This window comes from Pseudoalteromonas obscura, from assembly GCF_030135505.1.
Classification (GTDB): domain Bacteria; phylum Pseudomonadota; class Gammaproteobacteria; order Enterobacterales; family Alteromonadaceae; genus Pseudoalteromonas; species Pseudoalteromonas obscura.
The window spans coordinates 617,580-633,850 of record NZ_JASJUT010000003.1; the positions used below are offsets into that span (position 1 = coordinate 617,580).

General features: G+C 42.4%; 17 protein-coding genes. 5 read left to right on the forward strand and 12 right to left on the reverse strand.

What is annotated here, in order from left to right; genetic code table 11:
* The first annotated feature begins 9 nt into the window (after positions 1-9).
* Positions 10-1,800, forward strand: coding sequence for a sulfite reductase subunit alpha (locus QNM18_RS10750; protein WP_284137185.1), 1,791 nt, complete (start codon positions 10-12; stop codon positions 1,798-1,800).
* A 59-nt stretch (positions 1,801-1,859) separates the two neighbouring features.
* On the opposite strand, the gene QNM18_RS10755 is transcribed toward QNM18_RS10750, so the two are convergent.
* A complete protein-coding gene (locus QNM18_RS10755) occupies positions 1,860-2,789 on the reverse strand; it encodes a glycerophosphodiester phosphodiesterase family protein (protein WP_284137186.1) in 930 nt (309 codons plus the stop codon).
* A 519-nt stretch (positions 2,790-3,308) separates the two neighbouring features.
* Here QNM18_RS10755 and QNM18_RS10760 point away from each other — a divergent pair.
* The gene (locus tag QNM18_RS10760; protein WP_284137187.1) at positions 3,309-4,154 is read left to right on the forward strand and encodes an ADP-ribosylglycohydrolase family protein; all 846 of its coding nucleotides are present in this window, start codon (positions 3,309-3,311) and stop codon (positions 4,152-4,154) included.
* A gap of 31 nt (positions 4,155-4,185) precedes the next feature.
* Here QNM18_RS10760 and QNM18_RS10765 read toward each other — a convergent pair whose 3' ends face one another.
* The 3 genes from QNM18_RS10765 to QNM18_RS10775 all read right to left on the reverse strand — a co-directional run bounded on the left by QNM18_RS10765 (position 4,186) and on the right by QNM18_RS10775 (position 6,095).
* Complete coding sequence (locus QNM18_RS10765) at positions 4,186-4,551, reverse strand: hypothetical protein (protein WP_284137188.1); 366 nt, start codon at positions 4,549-4,551, stop codon at positions 4,186-4,188.
* Between the two features lie 80 nt (positions 4,552-4,631).
* Entirely contained in the window at positions 4,632-4,994 is a 363-nt protein-coding gene (locus QNM18_RS10770; RefSeq protein ID WP_284137189.1) for a nuclear transport factor 2 family protein, read from the reverse strand.
* A 60-nt stretch (positions 4,995-5,054) separates the two neighbouring features.
* Positions 5,055-6,095, reverse strand: coding sequence for an MBL fold metallo-hydrolase (locus tag QNM18_RS10775; protein WP_284137190.1), 1,041 nt, complete (start codon positions 6,093-6,095; stop codon positions 5,055-5,057).
* A gap of 191 nt (positions 6,096-6,286) precedes the next feature.
* Here QNM18_RS10775 and QNM18_RS10780 point away from each other — a divergent pair, with 191 nt between their 5' ends.
* The gene (locus QNM18_RS10780; protein WP_211010715.1) at positions 6,287-6,898 is read left to right on the forward strand and encodes a TetR/AcrR family transcriptional regulator; all 612 of its coding nucleotides are present in this window, start codon (positions 6,287-6,289) and stop codon (positions 6,896-6,898) included.
* The gene (locus QNM18_RS10785; RefSeq protein WP_284137191.1) at positions 6,895-7,584 is read left to right on the forward strand and encodes a tRNA (adenine(22)-N(1))-methyltransferase; all 690 of its coding nucleotides are present in this window, start codon (positions 6,895-6,897) and stop codon (positions 7,582-7,584) included. The genes QNM18_RS10780 and QNM18_RS10785 overlap by 4 nt, the downstream gene beginning before the upstream one ends.
* A 25-nt stretch (positions 7,585-7,609) precedes the next feature.
* Here the strand turns inward: QNM18_RS10785 and QNM18_RS10790 are convergent, their stop codons facing one another.
* The 8 genes from QNM18_RS10790 to QNM18_RS10825 form a co-directional block, all read right to left on the reverse strand.
* A complete protein-coding gene (locus tag QNM18_RS10790) occupies positions 7,610-8,029 on the reverse strand; it encodes a hypothetical protein (protein WP_284137192.1) in 420 nt (139 codons plus the stop codon).
* Positions 8,030-8,110: 81 nt separating this feature from the next.
* A complete protein-coding gene (locus QNM18_RS10795) occupies positions 8,111-8,620 on the reverse strand; it encodes a GNAT family N-acetyltransferase (RefSeq protein WP_211010711.1) in 510 nt (169 codons plus the stop codon).
* A gap of 17 nt (positions 8,621-8,637) precedes the next feature.
* A complete protein-coding gene (locus QNM18_RS10800; protein WP_284137193.1) occupies positions 8,638-9,273 on the reverse strand; it encodes a LysE family translocator in 636 nt (211 codons plus the stop codon).
* Positions 9,274-9,380: 107 nt separating this feature from the next.
* Positions 9,381-10,733, reverse strand: coding sequence for a cell envelope integrity protein CreD (gene creD / locus QNM18_RS10805; RefSeq protein WP_284137194.1), 1,353 nt, complete (start codon positions 10,731-10,733; stop codon positions 9,381-9,383).
* 71 nt (positions 10,734-10,804) lie between these two features.
* Positions 10,805-12,247 carry a two-component system sensor histidine kinase CreC gene (gene creC / locus QNM18_RS10810; RefSeq protein WP_284137195.1) on the reverse strand — a complete coding sequence of 481 codons (1,443 nt, stop codon included), beginning with the start codon at positions 12,245-12,247 and terminating at the stop codon, positions 10,805-10,807.
* An 8-nt stretch (positions 12,248-12,255) separates the two neighbouring features.
* On the reverse strand, positions 12,256-12,921 hold the full coding sequence (locus QNM18_RS10815) for a response regulator (protein WP_284137196.1): 666 nt from the start codon (positions 12,919-12,921) through the stop codon (positions 12,256-12,258).
* Positions 12,922-13,039: 118 nt separating this feature from the next.
* Positions 13,040-13,516, reverse strand: a complete 477-nt coding sequence (locus tag QNM18_RS10820) for a macro domain-containing protein (RefSeq protein WP_211010699.1) — start codon at positions 13,514-13,516, stop codon at positions 13,040-13,042.
* Entirely contained in the window at positions 13,513-14,136 is a 624-nt protein-coding gene (locus QNM18_RS10825; protein ID WP_284137197.1) for a LysE family translocator, read from the reverse strand. Before QNM18_RS10825 ends, QNM18_RS10820 begins: the two co-directional genes overlap by 4 nt.
* A 245-nt stretch (positions 14,137-14,381) precedes the next feature.
* Between QNM18_RS10825 and QNM18_RS10830 the strand changes: the two genes are divergently transcribed.
* Entirely contained in the window at positions 14,382-16,157 is a 1,776-nt protein-coding gene (locus tag QNM18_RS10830; protein WP_284137198.1) for a two-component system response regulator, read from the forward strand.
* Positions 16,158-16,271: the final 114 nt, after the last annotated feature.

Here is a 16,271-nt window from a genome sequence, read left to right on the forward strand (position 1 = left end):
GAGAACCTTATGGAACAATTAAAAAGCAACAAAAAAGTCCCGTTTTTACCACAAGATATTCCGTTTAATGACGATCAACGGCAATGGCTAGGCGGCTTTTTAGCTGGACTACACACGCGTTTATTGGTTAAGGAAGAGCATGTTTCGACCACCAGCGCCCCACAACAGCAGATCAAGCCGCTAACCATTATTTATGGTTCGCAAACAGGCAATGCCGAAGGTGTTGCAGAAGAAGCAGCAGAGATTGCTAAAAACCATGGGCTGTCTCCGCTTGTTATTGACATGGATGACGCTGACCTTACACAGTTAAGCCAAGCCGAACGATTGCTGGTCGTCACCAGTACCTATGGTGAAGGAGAAATGCCTGACAATGCCCAAGCTCTGTGGGACGATATTTCGAGCGCAAACGCACCGCGTTTCGACAATACTTATTACTCTGTACTAGCGCTTGGCGATACCAACTACGACGATTTTTGTCTAGCAGGCATTCAATGGGATGAACGCTTAGAAGCATTGGGGGCCACACGGATTGCTGAGCGGGTCGATTGCGATGTTGCCTTTGAATCTCCAGCACAGGAATGGATCGCAGAGACACTGCCAACCATCGCGCAAAAAGGCAGTAATGGACATAGTGATGTCGTGCCCAGTGCAGCCCCTGCGGCAACAAAAAAGGCAAAATCCAAATTCAATCGAGATAACCCGTTTGAGGCAGAGCTAATCAGTACGTATATATTGAATAAACCGGGCTCAGGCAAAGAAACATGTCACTACGAGTTTTCACTACTCGATACAAACGAGAGCTACGACGCTGGTGATGCCATTAATTTAATTCCATCCAATCGACCAGATATAGTCGAAGAGTTGATCAGCATACTCGGCGCAAGGAAAGAACAACACGAGCAATATGATGGGCATACTCTTGCACTGCAAACCATCTTCAGTGAACATTTGGAGATCCGAATACCTAGTAAAGAGTTTATCACTGAGGTAGCCGCACGCAGTGGCAATGCCGAATTTATTGGCAAGCTCGAAGAGGGCCCGCAGAGTCTCAATGATTTTCTTTGGGGACTAGACTGCGTTGACCTATTAACAAAATATGCGCCCACTGCCTTTACAGCCAGCGATTTTATACGTCTCGCTAAGCCCCTTGCTCCGAGAGCCTATTCCATCTCCTCGAGTATTAAGAAACATCACAACCAAGTGCATTTAACGATCGCAAGCGTCCGTTATACTCAGGATAACCGCACACATAATGGCGTTTGTTCAACGTTTTTGGCCGACATTTGCAAACCAGGTGACAAGGTTAAGTGCTACTTCGCACCCAATAAACACTTCTCCGTCCCAGAGGACGCGTCAGCCCCCATTATCATGGTCGGTCCAGGCACTGGTATCGCGCCATTTAGAGGCTTTTTAGAAGAGCGCGCAGCAACACAGGCAACTGGAGACAACTGGTTGTTTTTTGGCGACAGACAAAAGGCGTGCGACTTTTTGTACCAAGAAGAGTTAGAGGCAATGCAACAATCTGGGATTTTAACCCGCCTAGACTTAGCATTTTCCCGAGACCAAACACAGAAAATCTATGTTCAAGACAAGATGCAAGAACAAGGCGCAGAACTATTTTCATGGCTCGAACGCGGTGCGTACTTCTACGTCTGTGGAGATGCATTTAGAATGGCCAAAGATGTCGACAAAGCCCTCCATGATGTGGTAGCTGAACATGGCGGATTAGATGCTGAACAAGCCCAAGCCTACGTGGCGAGCCTGAAAAAACAAAAGCGTTATGTCAGAGACGTGTATTAATGAAAAAGAGGCTGCAAGTTGCAGCCTCTTCGCTATTATATCAATGTCACTCGACCTGCCTATTGGCTTTTTGCCGCCTCAGCTAAGCCATACATATCTGCGGTAAACAAACCGATCCCTTGCTCCCTATAATCGCTCTCTTTGGCGTAAGGTTGCTTGGTTTGATACAAGTATACTTCGCTGCCATTTTGCTGGGCTCGCGCAGCAAATTGATCCGGCCACCCCCACAATATGCGACCAAATTGCTCAGGTAACACCAGTGTTGTGTTGGCACAAGATTTTGGATAATAACGAGACCAACCAATAAAGATATATTTCACCAAACAGCGCTTACCCACTTCTTTTGAGTACGTCTTTTGGTTTGGGAATTTTTCTATAATCCCTTCAGATACACTTTGAAGACCAATAAAGCTTAAACGATTACGCTGCGCTTCAGAAAGCTTTTCCAAATGATTCGTAAGCACTTCAACGGCGTCTGGCCCAGCTGTTTTTAGGTTGAGTAGAAATGACTTTTCAGGAAACTGCTCTAGTACTTCCGCAAGGGAAGGGATAAGCCCGAGCCCTTTACCTCTCAATGGGTAGGTCTCCTCTTCACCAACACGGTAGCCATACCCGGCATCCAGTGTTTTGAGGTGCGCCATTGTTTGCTTAGAGGTCACACCTTCGCCATTGGTTCTGCAATCTAACGTCCAATCATGAAACACAGCCAACTGCTTGTCTGTTGTAGCATGAATGTTTAGGTGTACCGTGTCTGCACCTAGCTCAAATGCTTTGTCTATCGCAGGTATGGTATTTTCAATATAAGGGTGTTCAACAGAGGAAAGTCGACGTGCTGTGCAAGTTTCATTTGTTACACCTGAATAATCCGTAGGTTGTACTAATCCTTTATACGAAATGGTTTTTCCTTGATGATCCAGTTCAAGGTCAGGTTGCCTAGCGACCAATATGATAACTATTAAGATGGATATACGTACAGCCCAGTGTTTCATGAAACTCCTCAAAAATAAGCTCTTAAGCGCGCTATTTTAACAAAAATGTCTTACTGAAGGAATTATCAAACCCCTTACCTGGGCACAAATGATACAGTGGAGCCTGATCGCAACGGAAGGTGCTTTATTTTTATCCATAGCAATGATAAAAATACCCATAAAAAATACAAAGCCACTCTGAACGGTATCCGTCGTTATGTAGTCAATCGTATTTATGATAAAAAAGCGTTGTTTATAGCTTATTGATAGGTTTTTTGATTTTGATAAAGTAAGTGCACAGCAAATCTCCAATGCATGAAGTTACACCCTGAATTATTAAATAGAGTGTCGTTAGTCGAATGGGTCACGTTTTGAGTATCGCTGTTAAGTACTAGCTCCTAACCTTTATGACCTACAACTCAGGATATAATACAGAAAATCAAACCTTCACTTTTTACTTATTTAAAAAGCTAAACGGCCAGCTCAGCAATGACAAAGGTAGAAAACTAATTTACTGATGGAACAATTAGAGGAAGTTACATGTTACTAGAAATCGCTATCGGTGACGCTTACGGTGCAGGCTTTGAGTTTGCTAGCAAAGAAAAAGTTACAAACTTTAATAACCTGACAGCCTACCATGAACACGGTTTAGGTATTGCACCAGGCCATTATACAGACGACACACAAATGTCGATTGCGTTAGCAGAACTCATAGTAAGCTCTGAATCATGGACTAAGGAAAGTATTACACGAAAGTTTGTTGAGTGTTTTAAACGGGACAAGCGACTTGGGTATTCAAAAGGGTTTTATGCCTTTTTGGAATCAATTGAATCAGCGGATGAATTTTTGGCAAAAATAAAGCCCAATAGCACAGCAAACGGCGCGGCAATGCGCTCAGTCCCAATAGGGTTGTTTCCCAACATTGACGATGTTCTCAACAAGGCAAAGCTACAGGCTTGTGTGACTCACAACACACCCATCGGTATTAATTCTTCTCAAGCTGTCGCGCTAGCTAGTCATTACTTTTACTATCAACTAGGACCCAAACAGCAAGTCGCTAATTTTGTACAATCTCATACCGATATTGAGTGGGATGTTAACTGGAGTAAAGAGGTCGCTTGTTGCGGTCATCAAACCGTAAACGCCTTACTCACTGTTTTAATTAACGCACGCAGTTACGCTGAAATACTCACTCAATCGGTCGCATTTGGTGGTGATGTTGATACGGTCGCAGCATGTGCGCTGGGTATTGCAAGCTTAAGTGAAGACTACGCTAATGATTTGCCTGCCTTTTTATTTGCAGAGCTTGAAAACAAGCAGTATGGTCGTGACTACTTAATTCAGCTGTCCTCACAATTAAAGCGTACAGTAAACAGCCTTTCATAACACCCATATTTAAACTTACTTGTGTTTAATATCACCTCACTTGCGGCAACAAGGGGGTGATATTATTACCATAATAGGCAAATACCGTTTTGAGCTGTTTATCTAAATAAATAAGCTCAGCTAGACACATATTTTGAAAAGACAAATTAGCAGCCCCCCGGCCATAATTTAATACCAAATTACGCCTGATCCACATTTTTAAATGAGTAACATGTAACGGATCGCCGCCTTTTAGACATACTTCTACAAATTTGCGCCCAGCATCTATGTATGCGGCCAAGTTATCAATATTGGCAGGGTTATGTTTAAGGATCATTGCCTTTACTGCAAATTCCGCACTTGCGTTTTGATACGCTTTTTCAAAAGCGTCTTTAGCAATTAGCTGTTGATAATTCATCCTGAAGGTAATTTGGCTGTTGATATTGATAATAATAATCAATATCAACAACACTGTAAATGCTGCGAATGATCTAAATATTAGCCCATAAAAGTGACTTTACAGATAAGGCCATCTTTTACTTCGTATGCAGCAACCACTTTAACGCTATGATCAATCTCTTTACTGGGTAGAGTTGACGATTGAGCCAGCTCATGATCGATTAAAAAGTGCCCCTGAACAATACGCGTCAAAGAAGAAGCATGTAAGTAGCTAAGGCTTGAAAACTTTTTGCCATAACGCTCAATGAGCGCTTGCTTTCCTTTGAAGACCAAAGTTTGAGATTGGTAAATTTCTACGTCTTCACTATAAGTTGCAGCAAATGCGTCGATATCTTGATTGTTATAGGCTTCAAGCTGTCGGTCGACAATATTAATGGTGGTTTGTTCTATTTCTGTATACATAGGTCTGGTCCAAAACAAGATTGCTTTGGACCGGTATACTATACAAACAAGACGCGGCTGTTAACCTTTCGACATCAGAGATTTCCACCAAAAGGCATTGTTATGAGGCGTGCCGGCCGTGATCACTTCCCCTACAATCGGCGTGTTTATTGTCACCTGCTCATGCTCAGCCGCTTTGCTCACACGCTCAAGCGGGTCGTACCATGAGTGGAAAGCCAAATCGAATGTTCCATTGTGAATAGGGAACATGACCTCACCATTTAAGTCGAGATGCGCCTGCACGCTCTGCTCTGGGGTCATGTGGATATCTGCCCAATCTTTGTCATATGCACCAGTTTCAATGAAGGTATAATTGAATGGCCCATAGCGACGACCAATTTCTTTAAATCCATCAAAATAACCGGAGTCGCCACTGAAATAGATACTTTGATCGCCAGCCTTAATTACCCATGACCCCCACAATGTTTTGTTACTATCTCCCAATCCTCTACCGGAGAAGTGTTGAGTTGGTACAAATGATACTAGGCTATTGTTGTCCGTGTGCTCTTGCCACCAGTCAAATGCCTTGATCTTAGTGTCATCAACACCCCATTGTTTTAGGTCACCTTCAACGCCAAGTGGTACAAAGATCTCTTTAGTTTTATCTATGAGCGCCAATACACTGTCTTTGTCCAAATGATCGTAGTGGTTATGAGAGATCAGAATACGTTCAATGGGCGGCAAGTCTTCAAGGGAAATAGGCGTGTCTTGAAAACGTTCAGGACCTGCAAAACTGAAAGGCGAAGCACGCTTTGAAAATACCGGATCAAGCAGCCAGTACTTGCCGTACACTTTCAGTAATACCGATGAATGACCCAGTTTTATCATATGGATCTGCGTATCTGACAACTGAGTCAGCATAGATGTGCTTTGCTGTACCATAGGTAAAGGCTTACTCGGCACTGGCGACTGCTTGGTTTCAGAAATATAACGCCAGAAAATGCCTAGGGTTTTTCTCATGTTGGGCTGTTCAGTTTCATTGCTATTATGAAATTTACCCGCTTTAAACTGTGTTGAGTAATAACCCGCTTCATTCACTTGTGCATCTAAGTTTGAAACCATAGTGCATCCTCCAACCGTTAATCCAAATAATACTGCTGCAAAAAGGGAGATTTTATATCTAGCTTTCATTTGCCATCACCAAAAGTAAACTACACGGTGCAGTTTTTCACATCCAATATAAAAAGTAAACTATGCAGTGCAACTTTTTTTAAATTCAGCTACACTAGCCTCGTCAAAATGAGGAGTTAACAATGAAGCTGTCCGAAAAAAAACGTCTGCAAATCATTCAAGCAGCAGAGCTTTTATTCGCTGAACATGGTGCACAACAAACCAGTATGGATTTGGTGGCACAAACTGCCGAAGTATCAAAACGTACGGTTTACAATCATTTTGATAGTAAAGAAGCGCTACTTTACGCCGTGATCGAAAACATGCTCGACCAAGTGACACAAGAGCAGGAGTTGATCTATACAAGTGACAAAAGTATGCGCCAACAGCTTATAGAAATTGCGCGCTCCGAAGCAAAAATGCTGACTTCAGCGCCCTTTTTACGTATTGCCCGGGTTGCGTTTTTAGAGTTACTGCAAAACCCAGATATGGCTGCACATTTGAACAACACCAAAGTCGGTTGTATGCGTTATTTTGAAACTTTCATAGATCATGCAATTGCAGCTGAGCAGCTTGAAATAGACGATATTACATTTGCGACCAAACAGTTTGTCTTTCAACTTAAATCATTCATATTCTACCCACGTCTATATGGTTTTGAGATGGACGCCCATATTACTGAAGATAAAATCATTGAAGAGACGGTGGATACATTTCTAGCTCGCTATCAAGTCAAAGGTGATAAGTTAAAATGAAGCTAGGTAAACGACTTGCTCAAATAAGTGCATTGATTGAAGACCGCTACACCCATATATGGGATTGCTGCTGCGATCACGGTCTACTTGGTGCCGACCTGCTCAATAAAGACCTCAATGCCAAGATTCACTTTGTCGACATTGTGCCCCACTTAATACAAGACCTTGAAGTGAAACTACAGCAATTCTATCCACACAAAAATGACCAGTGGCAAACCCACTGTTTGGACGTCGCCAAGTTGCCACTAAGTGAGAAGCAAGGCAAACACTTAGTGATTATTGCAGGTGTTGGCGGCGATCTATGTAGTGCATTTGTGAAAAAAATATTGATCGATAACCCGAATGCAGATATCGAGTTTTTGCTCTGCCCTGTGCATCATTTATATGCATTGAGGCAAGATCTCAGTGCTCTAAAACTACATTTAATCGACGAAGTGCTGGTCAAAGAGAACAACCGTCATTACGAGCTGCTAAAATTGTCAAATAAAGAAACTAACCAAACAGCATTTGACGACATCTCGCCTGTTGGTGAAAAGATTTGGTATTACCGTGACGAGCAAGCCCGTGCTGTGGCGTCAGAATATCTTAGCAAAACCATTGCCCACTATAAGCGTATAGACCAAGGTGGTGGCGATGTATCAGCCATTGTTGCGGCCTATGAAAATGTTGAGCTAATAGCTAAGTAGTCCTTTACATCGCCTTATGGAACGTTCAAGTACGATGCACTTGCCTAACATATTGCCGCTTTATCCATGAACATATGAGTGTAACTGACCACAGTATCAAAAAGTAGCCTAGAGAAAACCACGCGCCAGTAATTGGCGCAAAATTGCGCCCCGTATCTGATACTACTCGTTGCATCGCTTTTTGTTGCTCAGGTGTTCTCTCGGTCTCCGAAAAAAAACCGTCATTATTGAGGTCAAAAGCCTTAAGCTCTTTCTCTAAATGATGATCTACATAGGAAACGTTTATCAGTAAAGAGGCATAGCATACAAACGTAGCGATCGCGGATAGCCAAACTGGGCGGTATTTACGCTTTAGTACGCTCGCATTGAGCCAATATAGCAATATGGGGGTCAGGCATAAAATAACGAGTATCATCATGCTTCCAGTACAATTGAACACGCTCATATCGAGGCCGACAGATATAAAAGATGACCACACATTACTCGGCCACCTCATACATCTGTAAAATGATTTAGCAGGTGTTTGTTATTGAGGGGCGTTTATCGTATAAATATCCCGATATAAGCCGTCAGGGAAACACATTCTATCCGTTTTAACACCACCCAAACGCTCTACTAAAGCGCGAGCGGGGGCATTATCGTCATTCATATAGGTTTGCACATGTTCAAAATTCAGCTCGTCATATGCATGTTTTATAGCAGCTTCAGACGCTTCAATAGCATAGCCTTTGCCACGACCTTCGGGTAGCAACCACCATGTCAGTTCCGTTGGCCAGTTGTAACCACGCCAAAAGCCACATGTACCAATATACTTTCCCGTTGCTTTTTCCTGCACGACCCACACGCCGAAACCATACAAATACCAACAACCTAAATCGGCTTTAAGCCTTGCCAGTACTTGCGCCGGTTCGATGGGGCCACCATACATTTTTGATGCGTCTGCGTCGGTATAAAACTGTAAATACGCGTTTAGGCAATCCGTTGTGGGCGCGATTAATTTCAGTCGCTCTGTTTCTAATGTTGTTATTGTTGTCATTTATGTAATCCAAATTATTATTCTTTTGAAAGCGCTAATCTCGCTGCTAGTGCTAGAAATAACGTGCCAAGAATACCGTCAAAGTGTTGCGCTAATTTAAATTTGCCAGCAAAAGCGCTCGCTACTTTGCTGAAAATAATAGAAAAAGCAAAGTTAACTAGCAAAACGATTGTGCATAGTAATATACCTAAGGTGATGATTTGAGATACCATCGGCTGCGTATCATTTGTAAATTGAACTAAAAACACGCTAAAAAACAAAATGGCTTTAGGGTTCATTAAATTATTTAAAAACCCTTTGATAAGAAGGTTTTGAGAAGACAGCGGTGTGGCTTTAACTGACTTTTCAGGTTGTGTTTTATTTATCCACCATGTTTTTAGCATATTCACACCAAGCCAAGCTAAATATAAGGCACCGAGTAACTTTACCATCATTATTAGTGGTGGAAACTGTTGCATTAACTGCCCTAAGCCCAAAGCAACGCCCAACGTTTGCAACAGGCCCGCAATAAAAATTCCCAGTGATATCCTCACCCCAGCTAATACACCTTGTCCAGAAGAGTAAGCTGAAATCAATACCAAATCAGGTCCCGGTGAAATCGCAAGAAGTATGCACGTCATGGCAAACAGTGGTAAAATCGAAAGCTCTAGCATTTATACAATCTCCATCATTATTGCTGCAAAAAACCAACAATTTTGCCACACATTGTCTATCTAAATAAATCACCTTTAATTATTGATTTTATTGGCCCTGCTCCTCGCTAAGTCGCAGGGGACTGATTTTTAATATTTGCAGTGGCTTCTGTGGCACTTTGCTGACTACGAGCATGACCATACCAATTCACTTTGCGCGTTAAAATCATTACCAAAGAAAGCACCATAAAACACATTAAACTGCCCATCAGTAGTGCATAGTCTTCTGCGCCTAACATGCTATAGAGCAGGCTATACAACATGATCAGGCCAACACTGAAGTAGAGCCCCAGTTTGATACTTTTGAGTATCCCTGTGACATACCAACCAAGTAAACCAGTTGCACTTAACGTGGAAATTAGATAAGCAAATCCAAACCCAAGATGCTCACTTAATGAGATTAGTAGTAGATAAAAGATTGCTAACGCTAGTCCAACAAAGCCATATTGCACTGGATGGATTGGCTCTGAACGCACCAGTTCGAGCAGGAAAAAGCTTGCCATTACCAACAAAATAACCAGTAAAGCATAATTAATTGCTCGATGACTTTTCAAATAGTGGTCGACCGGATCGACTAACGCAACACCCATAGTTCTGTTGTATAGCATCTGACATTGACTGCGCATGACACAATTAGTAAAAATGCTTTGCATATTGGTTGAGAAATAACTCGCCTGCCAGCGTGCTGTAAATGACTCGTCACTGATATCAGAGCGCAAAGGCAAATATTCACCTTCAAAACTTGGGTGAGGCCAATTGGCGGACATACTCAAATGCGTTTCACTGCCAAGCGGCGACACAGAAAGCCTTGTCATCCCTTGTAAATGCAGATCCGCTGAAAAGGTTAAAGTCTCGTTCGCCAATTGCGACACTGAAATTGGCGCATGTACCCCCTCTTGGATGCTGTTCAAAAGTGTCCCGGGTAACATCTCAGCCTCTTGACCAGACACCTTTAATATTGAATCTAACCCGATACCTCTAATGTCCTTGATACCAAATACCAAGCTTGCACCTGTCACTTGCTCTGCTCGCAGTGCGTGTAGATGAGCAATCGAAAACTCACCTGAAATAGTATTGATGGAGCGATACAAGGTCGCTTTGTAAATACTTCGATATTTCTCAAATGTATCTAATTTGCTGTGTATTTTAAGCGTTTCAGGTAATACAAAGGCTTTGTCCTTAATCACCTTGGTTTCATTTTTCTGCTCTACTTCTCGCTCAAATTCGATATATAAAAATGGACCGATCAAACGTTGCTCATCGCTACTGCTTTTAGCTATCTCACGCTGGACCTGCTGCTGCATTTGACTGCGCTCATCAATCAAATCTTTGATCAGCATTAACGGTATCATCAGAAAGATAATAATCCCGATTAAGGTCGCAAATTTTACACCCATTTTTTCTTTGTTTTGATTATTCATGATTAACTCCTCAGGTTTACCAACAGTCTAATAACCTTATTTGGCTTACATGTGGAGTTAATGTGGAGACTTTATGGAGTTTTCACTGCCAACGTCACTTCGACTCCCTTATCGCGGTTGCGAATTTGCAAGTAACCAAAGTGTAGCTTGGCCACTTGATCAACAAAGTTAAGTCCAAGCCCTGTGCTTTTATTGCCGTTGGCTCTGGGCAATGAATAAAAACGTTCGGTGAGGCGAGCAAGCGCATAATCTGGGATTGGCGGCCCTTCATTAAAAATAACGAAACAACAATGTTCATCTCGTTGCACTATGTGTACCTCAAGCTCCCCGCCATGAGTAACAAAATCCAATGCATTATCAAACAGATTAAGTAAAGCTTGACGCAGTAAAAAGATATCGCCGACAATCGCAATGCTATGTGTATCGTCAAATTGATATTTAACCGCTTTTTGTTCCATCTTGATGTTCAGCGTATCTGCAACATAGTGCACTAAATCGGCGCTATTAATATCACTTGTCTGTTCAAGTTCAGGCTGTTTTTCTAGTTTTGCCAGCACTAATAGTTTGTCAATCAAAGACTGCATGCGTTCAGACTCGCGCTCAATATTTGTCGCGAATCGCTGTCGTTTAGCTTCTTCTAGCGGCATCTGTAATAGTTCACTTGCCCCTTTTATCCCTGAGAGCGGGCTTTTCAATTCGTGGGTCAGTGTTTCAACATATGACTCAACGTAATTTTTACCGTCGAGTTGATTTCGCATATCCGCCAGTGCGTCACTGAGCTGTCCATATTCATAAAATACCCTGAAAACTGGCTTTGCCGCCTTCTCACCCCGCCCCATTTTATAAGCGTATACAGAGAGTTTCTTCAATGCTGAGTTAATGCGCCATGCAATCACGGCTCCAACCAATAACACCAGCACACTCATGACGGCGAGCCAATTAATCACTCGCTGTTTTGACAGATCAATAAATGGCTGTACAGAGCGGTTCGCTTTGGCAACCGTTAAACTTCCTATGGTTTGACCTTGATATATGACTGGCGCAGCCACATGCATGACCGTTGACAGTGGATCATTTGGATCTGTCGCAGTGGAACGAGCGCCGTATTGGCCCCTTAGCGTAAGGTACACGTCATTCCAGCGCGAAAAATCACGCCCTACGTCCTGTTGCCAAGAATCTGCAACCACAATACCCGACATATCAGTGACATAAATTCGGTGAGTCATGGATTTTTTGTCGACCCCCCAGATCGCCGCATCGACACTGCGATTGCCAAACTGCTGAATTAAGCGGGCAATTTTACTACTTTGTAAGGTGTCATTGGCTAAGTCATCGGCCACCAATACCGCTAGTAAATTTGCCATATCAACGAGCGTTTCTTCTGTGGTTTGACGCACTGTTGGTTTGATTTCCTTGAGCAGTGTTGAGCTGACAAAATAGGTCGTCATAATCACAATGACGAAGTAGAGCAAAAATAATCTCAGTCCGAGTGGAATTTTAGGCCAGCGCTGCATCGTACTTCCTAATCTTCAAAGTAATAACCAAAACCACGCTTGGTCTTTAAGTTATCACTCATTTGCACAGATTTCAGCTTATTGCGAATGGATTTGATATGCGAATCAATGTTTCGCTCATAAGCTTCTTCAATCGGCATATCAGCAAAATCCATCAGCTGTTGCCGGCTAAGGACACGTGGCGATGCGGCGATCAGCGCATTAAGCAAGCGAAATTCCAATGCAGTCAGACCTAATGCGACACCATTTTTATGATAGTCGTAATTTTCTTCTGTTAAGCCAGATGTAGGTTTATCTTTGGCATGCAATAGTGTTTGCGTTCTAGGGTTTAGTCTTAATTTGATTCGCGCTAACATCTCTCTTGGACTGAATGGTTTAGTGACATAGTCATCAGCGCCTATTTCCAACCCAACAACGCGATCAATTTCGTCTGACCGTGCCGTCAAAAAAATAATTGGCAGCGTTGAAAACGCACGGATCTGCTTACAAAGCTCAAAGCCATTACCATCAGGCAAGCCAACGTCCAGTACCAAAAGATCGGCATGTGCTGAACGTAAATACTCAATTCCTGCACCTGCGGTATTGAACCACTTCACCTCAAAGCCATCTTGCTCCAACACGTGTGTTAATGTATCCGCGATTGCCGGCTCATCTTCAATAATGACTATATTCAAAGCCCCCCCTAGACTTGCTTGACAGCATATGATCGTTTTTAAGCCGCTTAGTATAGGGCAGCACGAGATATTCTTCTATAAAAGTATATAAAAAACGGTAGCTTACAAAGAGAAAACGTCACCGTGTCGACACATACTTAACGACTCTAACAGCTACAGGACTGTCAATGTCTTTGAGTGTTTTCATGATGCACTGAAAACACCAGTCCGCCGATCTGTTGCCAGAACCGGCGCCAATTAGCGGCATAGCGATTTCCTTAAACCCGTGTTGCTGAGCTAGGTTTAGTGCATTTTTTACTGACTGGCTTATAGAATATTCGGTGGCAAACCAACACAAATTAATCCCCGCAACATGAATGATCCCTTTGAAATTTAATTCACCCGCAGATGTAAAACGCGCCTCCCCAAGTGGAATAGCACCATATTTCGCCACCTCTTTAAAAGGGTTAGTGCCTGCTTTTCGTTTGATTGCCCCAGAGACCCCTTGTGGTAAAAGTAACCACCAAGGAATGATATTGCGATTCCAACTATTGACGATCGCTTCAACATCTTGCTCTAAAATATCCCCGTGTACTACGGTTACTTTGACGCTCATAATCCCTTATCGCCGAGCTGTGTATACACTTCAAACATCACAGGTATTACAGATAAAACCAAAAGAGCAGCCATAAAATAATTAAAATATACTCTGGATTTTTGCTGCTTTAATACACGTTGTAGAACAGACCCACACAATAGCCAAATACCAACACAGGGAAATGCAGCAATCAAAAATATCAATGCAATTGTCATATTTTGACCGTAATAGCCTTCACCTATAGAGGTAAAAGCGGCAATTGCGCCAGTTGCTACAACCCATGCCTTGGCATTCACCCATTGAAATAAAGCTCCGTTAATAAACGTAAGTGGCGTTTGTGCTTGTGATTCCATAGTTGCTCCGCCTGAGCGAGCAATTAGCCAAGCGAGATACAGCAAATAGGTGACACCCGCGCACTTAATCACTAAATGCAAATCCGGAAACCAGTTAAATACTTGCCCAAAGCCCAGTCCCACCACCAGCAACATCAAACTAAATCCAACACAAATTCCCGACAGTAAGGGTAAGGTTTTTTTAATACCAAAGTTTAAGGCACTGGTCATCACCATAATGTTGTTTGGCCCCGGAGTGATCGAGGTGGAAATTGCAAATAGGGTTACGGCAATCAAATACTCCATTTTCAGTATTTCCTCATGCGGCATTGTTCTAATCAAGTCAATATCACTATACAAGCATATTTTTTCAATCAATGTATATAAAAAAGACACTCCTTATTCACGCTATCGTGATTGGCAGGATCAATTTATAGGCGCTATTTTCTTTCAACACTTTCACTTCAAAGGGTTTGGTCTAGAGTTAAAGTGGAATAACCCAGAAACAACATTTGTTGTCTCGATGCTGAATATGCAAGGAATAGGACCATATGACCTACACAAAGTTACTTGTCGTTGACGATGATGCAATTGATAGAAAAACGGTGATAAAAACACTTTCTGGCGAGCAGCAACATTATGATATTGTCGAGGCCAGTAGCCTTATCGAAGCGTATCAACTCATTCAAGAGATTCAAGTTGACGTCATCTTACTTGATTTCAATATGCCGCTGGTTAACGGTGTAGAAGCGATCATCGAGTTAAGAGGCAATTGCTACCTAAAACATACTGCAATCGTGATGACCTGTAATATCTATGATCAACAACTTGCATTGGATTGTATTAATGCAGGCGCCCAAGACTTTTTGCTCAAGCAAGAAATCACTGGTTCTCAGTTAGCACGCTCCATATTACAAGCTCGAAAGCGCCATGAATTAGAGCAGCAGTTACATGAAAGTTATATACATATCAAAGAGCTGGCTGAGAGGGATTCATTGACTGGTTTGCATAATCGCTTCCACTTTGAAGAAATGTTGAATCGTCTGCTCTGCTCCCGAGCTCGCCGCCAGAACGAATTAACCGCTGTAATGATGTTAGACCTCAATAAATTTAAACATATCAACGACAATTTTGGCCACCATACTGGTGATAGATTGCTAGGCGCTATTTCTGGCAGGATAAAAGAAGTATTGCGTGAAAATGAGTTACTCGCCCGACTAGGTGGGGATGAGTTTGCATTTGCTTGTGGTGAGCTATCATCAATATCGCAAGCACAAGTCATCGCTAGGCGCATACTCGCTACCCTTGATACGCCTTTTGAAATCTCAGGTCATGCGCTGCATTGCAGCGGCAGTATTGGCATTGCCATCGCGCCTTACAATGCAGAACACAGTCAAGATTTGATGAAACTAGCTGATATCGCAATGTACCGAGCAAAGCGCAAATCTGGCGAACAGATCGAGATTTTTCAAGATAATATTCAAGCGCCCTTTTTACTTAAATACAAAGTTGAAGCTGAGCTGCGTCAAGCGGTCAACAATAAAGAGTTTGATATAAAATACCAGCCTATTATCGACAGAGAGTCCGAAAAAATCGTGATTCTAGAAGCCTTGATCCGCTGGCCTATTGCAACAACGACTCAACTACCTGCCGAGTTTATACCAATTGCCGAAGAAGCCGACTTGCTCCAGTCAATTGGTCAATGGGTTTTAGAATCAGCATTTAAACATTTCGCCGCTATGCTGCAAAACCAACAGTACCAATTTAAGCTCGCAATCAATGTTTCACCAGGCCAGTTGAGCAAAAGTGGCTTTGCTTATATGGTAATAGAAGCGCTTACTAGATTTAAAATACCACCGGATCGACTAATCCTCGAGTTAACCGAAGAAGCACTATTGCAAAATTCATCAATGATCAATGAAACCCTAGCCAGCCTCTCTGAGCAGGGAATTGGGCTAGCACTGGACGACTTTGGTACCGGTTTTTCGTCTCTGCCATATTTGCTCAAATCCCCCATCAAAATTGTCAAAATAGACCGTTCGATAATTCAAAGTATCTCGCAGCCAGACTCAACTAGTCACGACATGCTTAAAGGGCTGACTTACATGCTCACTAAATTAGATTTTGATATTGTCGCTGAGGGTGTTGAAACAAGTCCACAATCAATAACCTGCGCAGATTTGAACATTAATTTATTACAGGGTTTCTTGTACTACCAACCCATGAGTGAGCACAAAATAAAACAGTTACTTGAAGATGAAAATAACACCAACCATTTATCGGTTGTGAATAGCAACTCACCTTTGAATCAAGGTACAAAGAAATAACACGGTTAGCCTCAAAAGCGCCTGCTATTCCTCAAAAAGAGATGGGGAGTTAAGGCGTTTTCGCATTAACTTGAACTATTAGACAATACGGAAAAGGAAGTGCCTAATTCATTT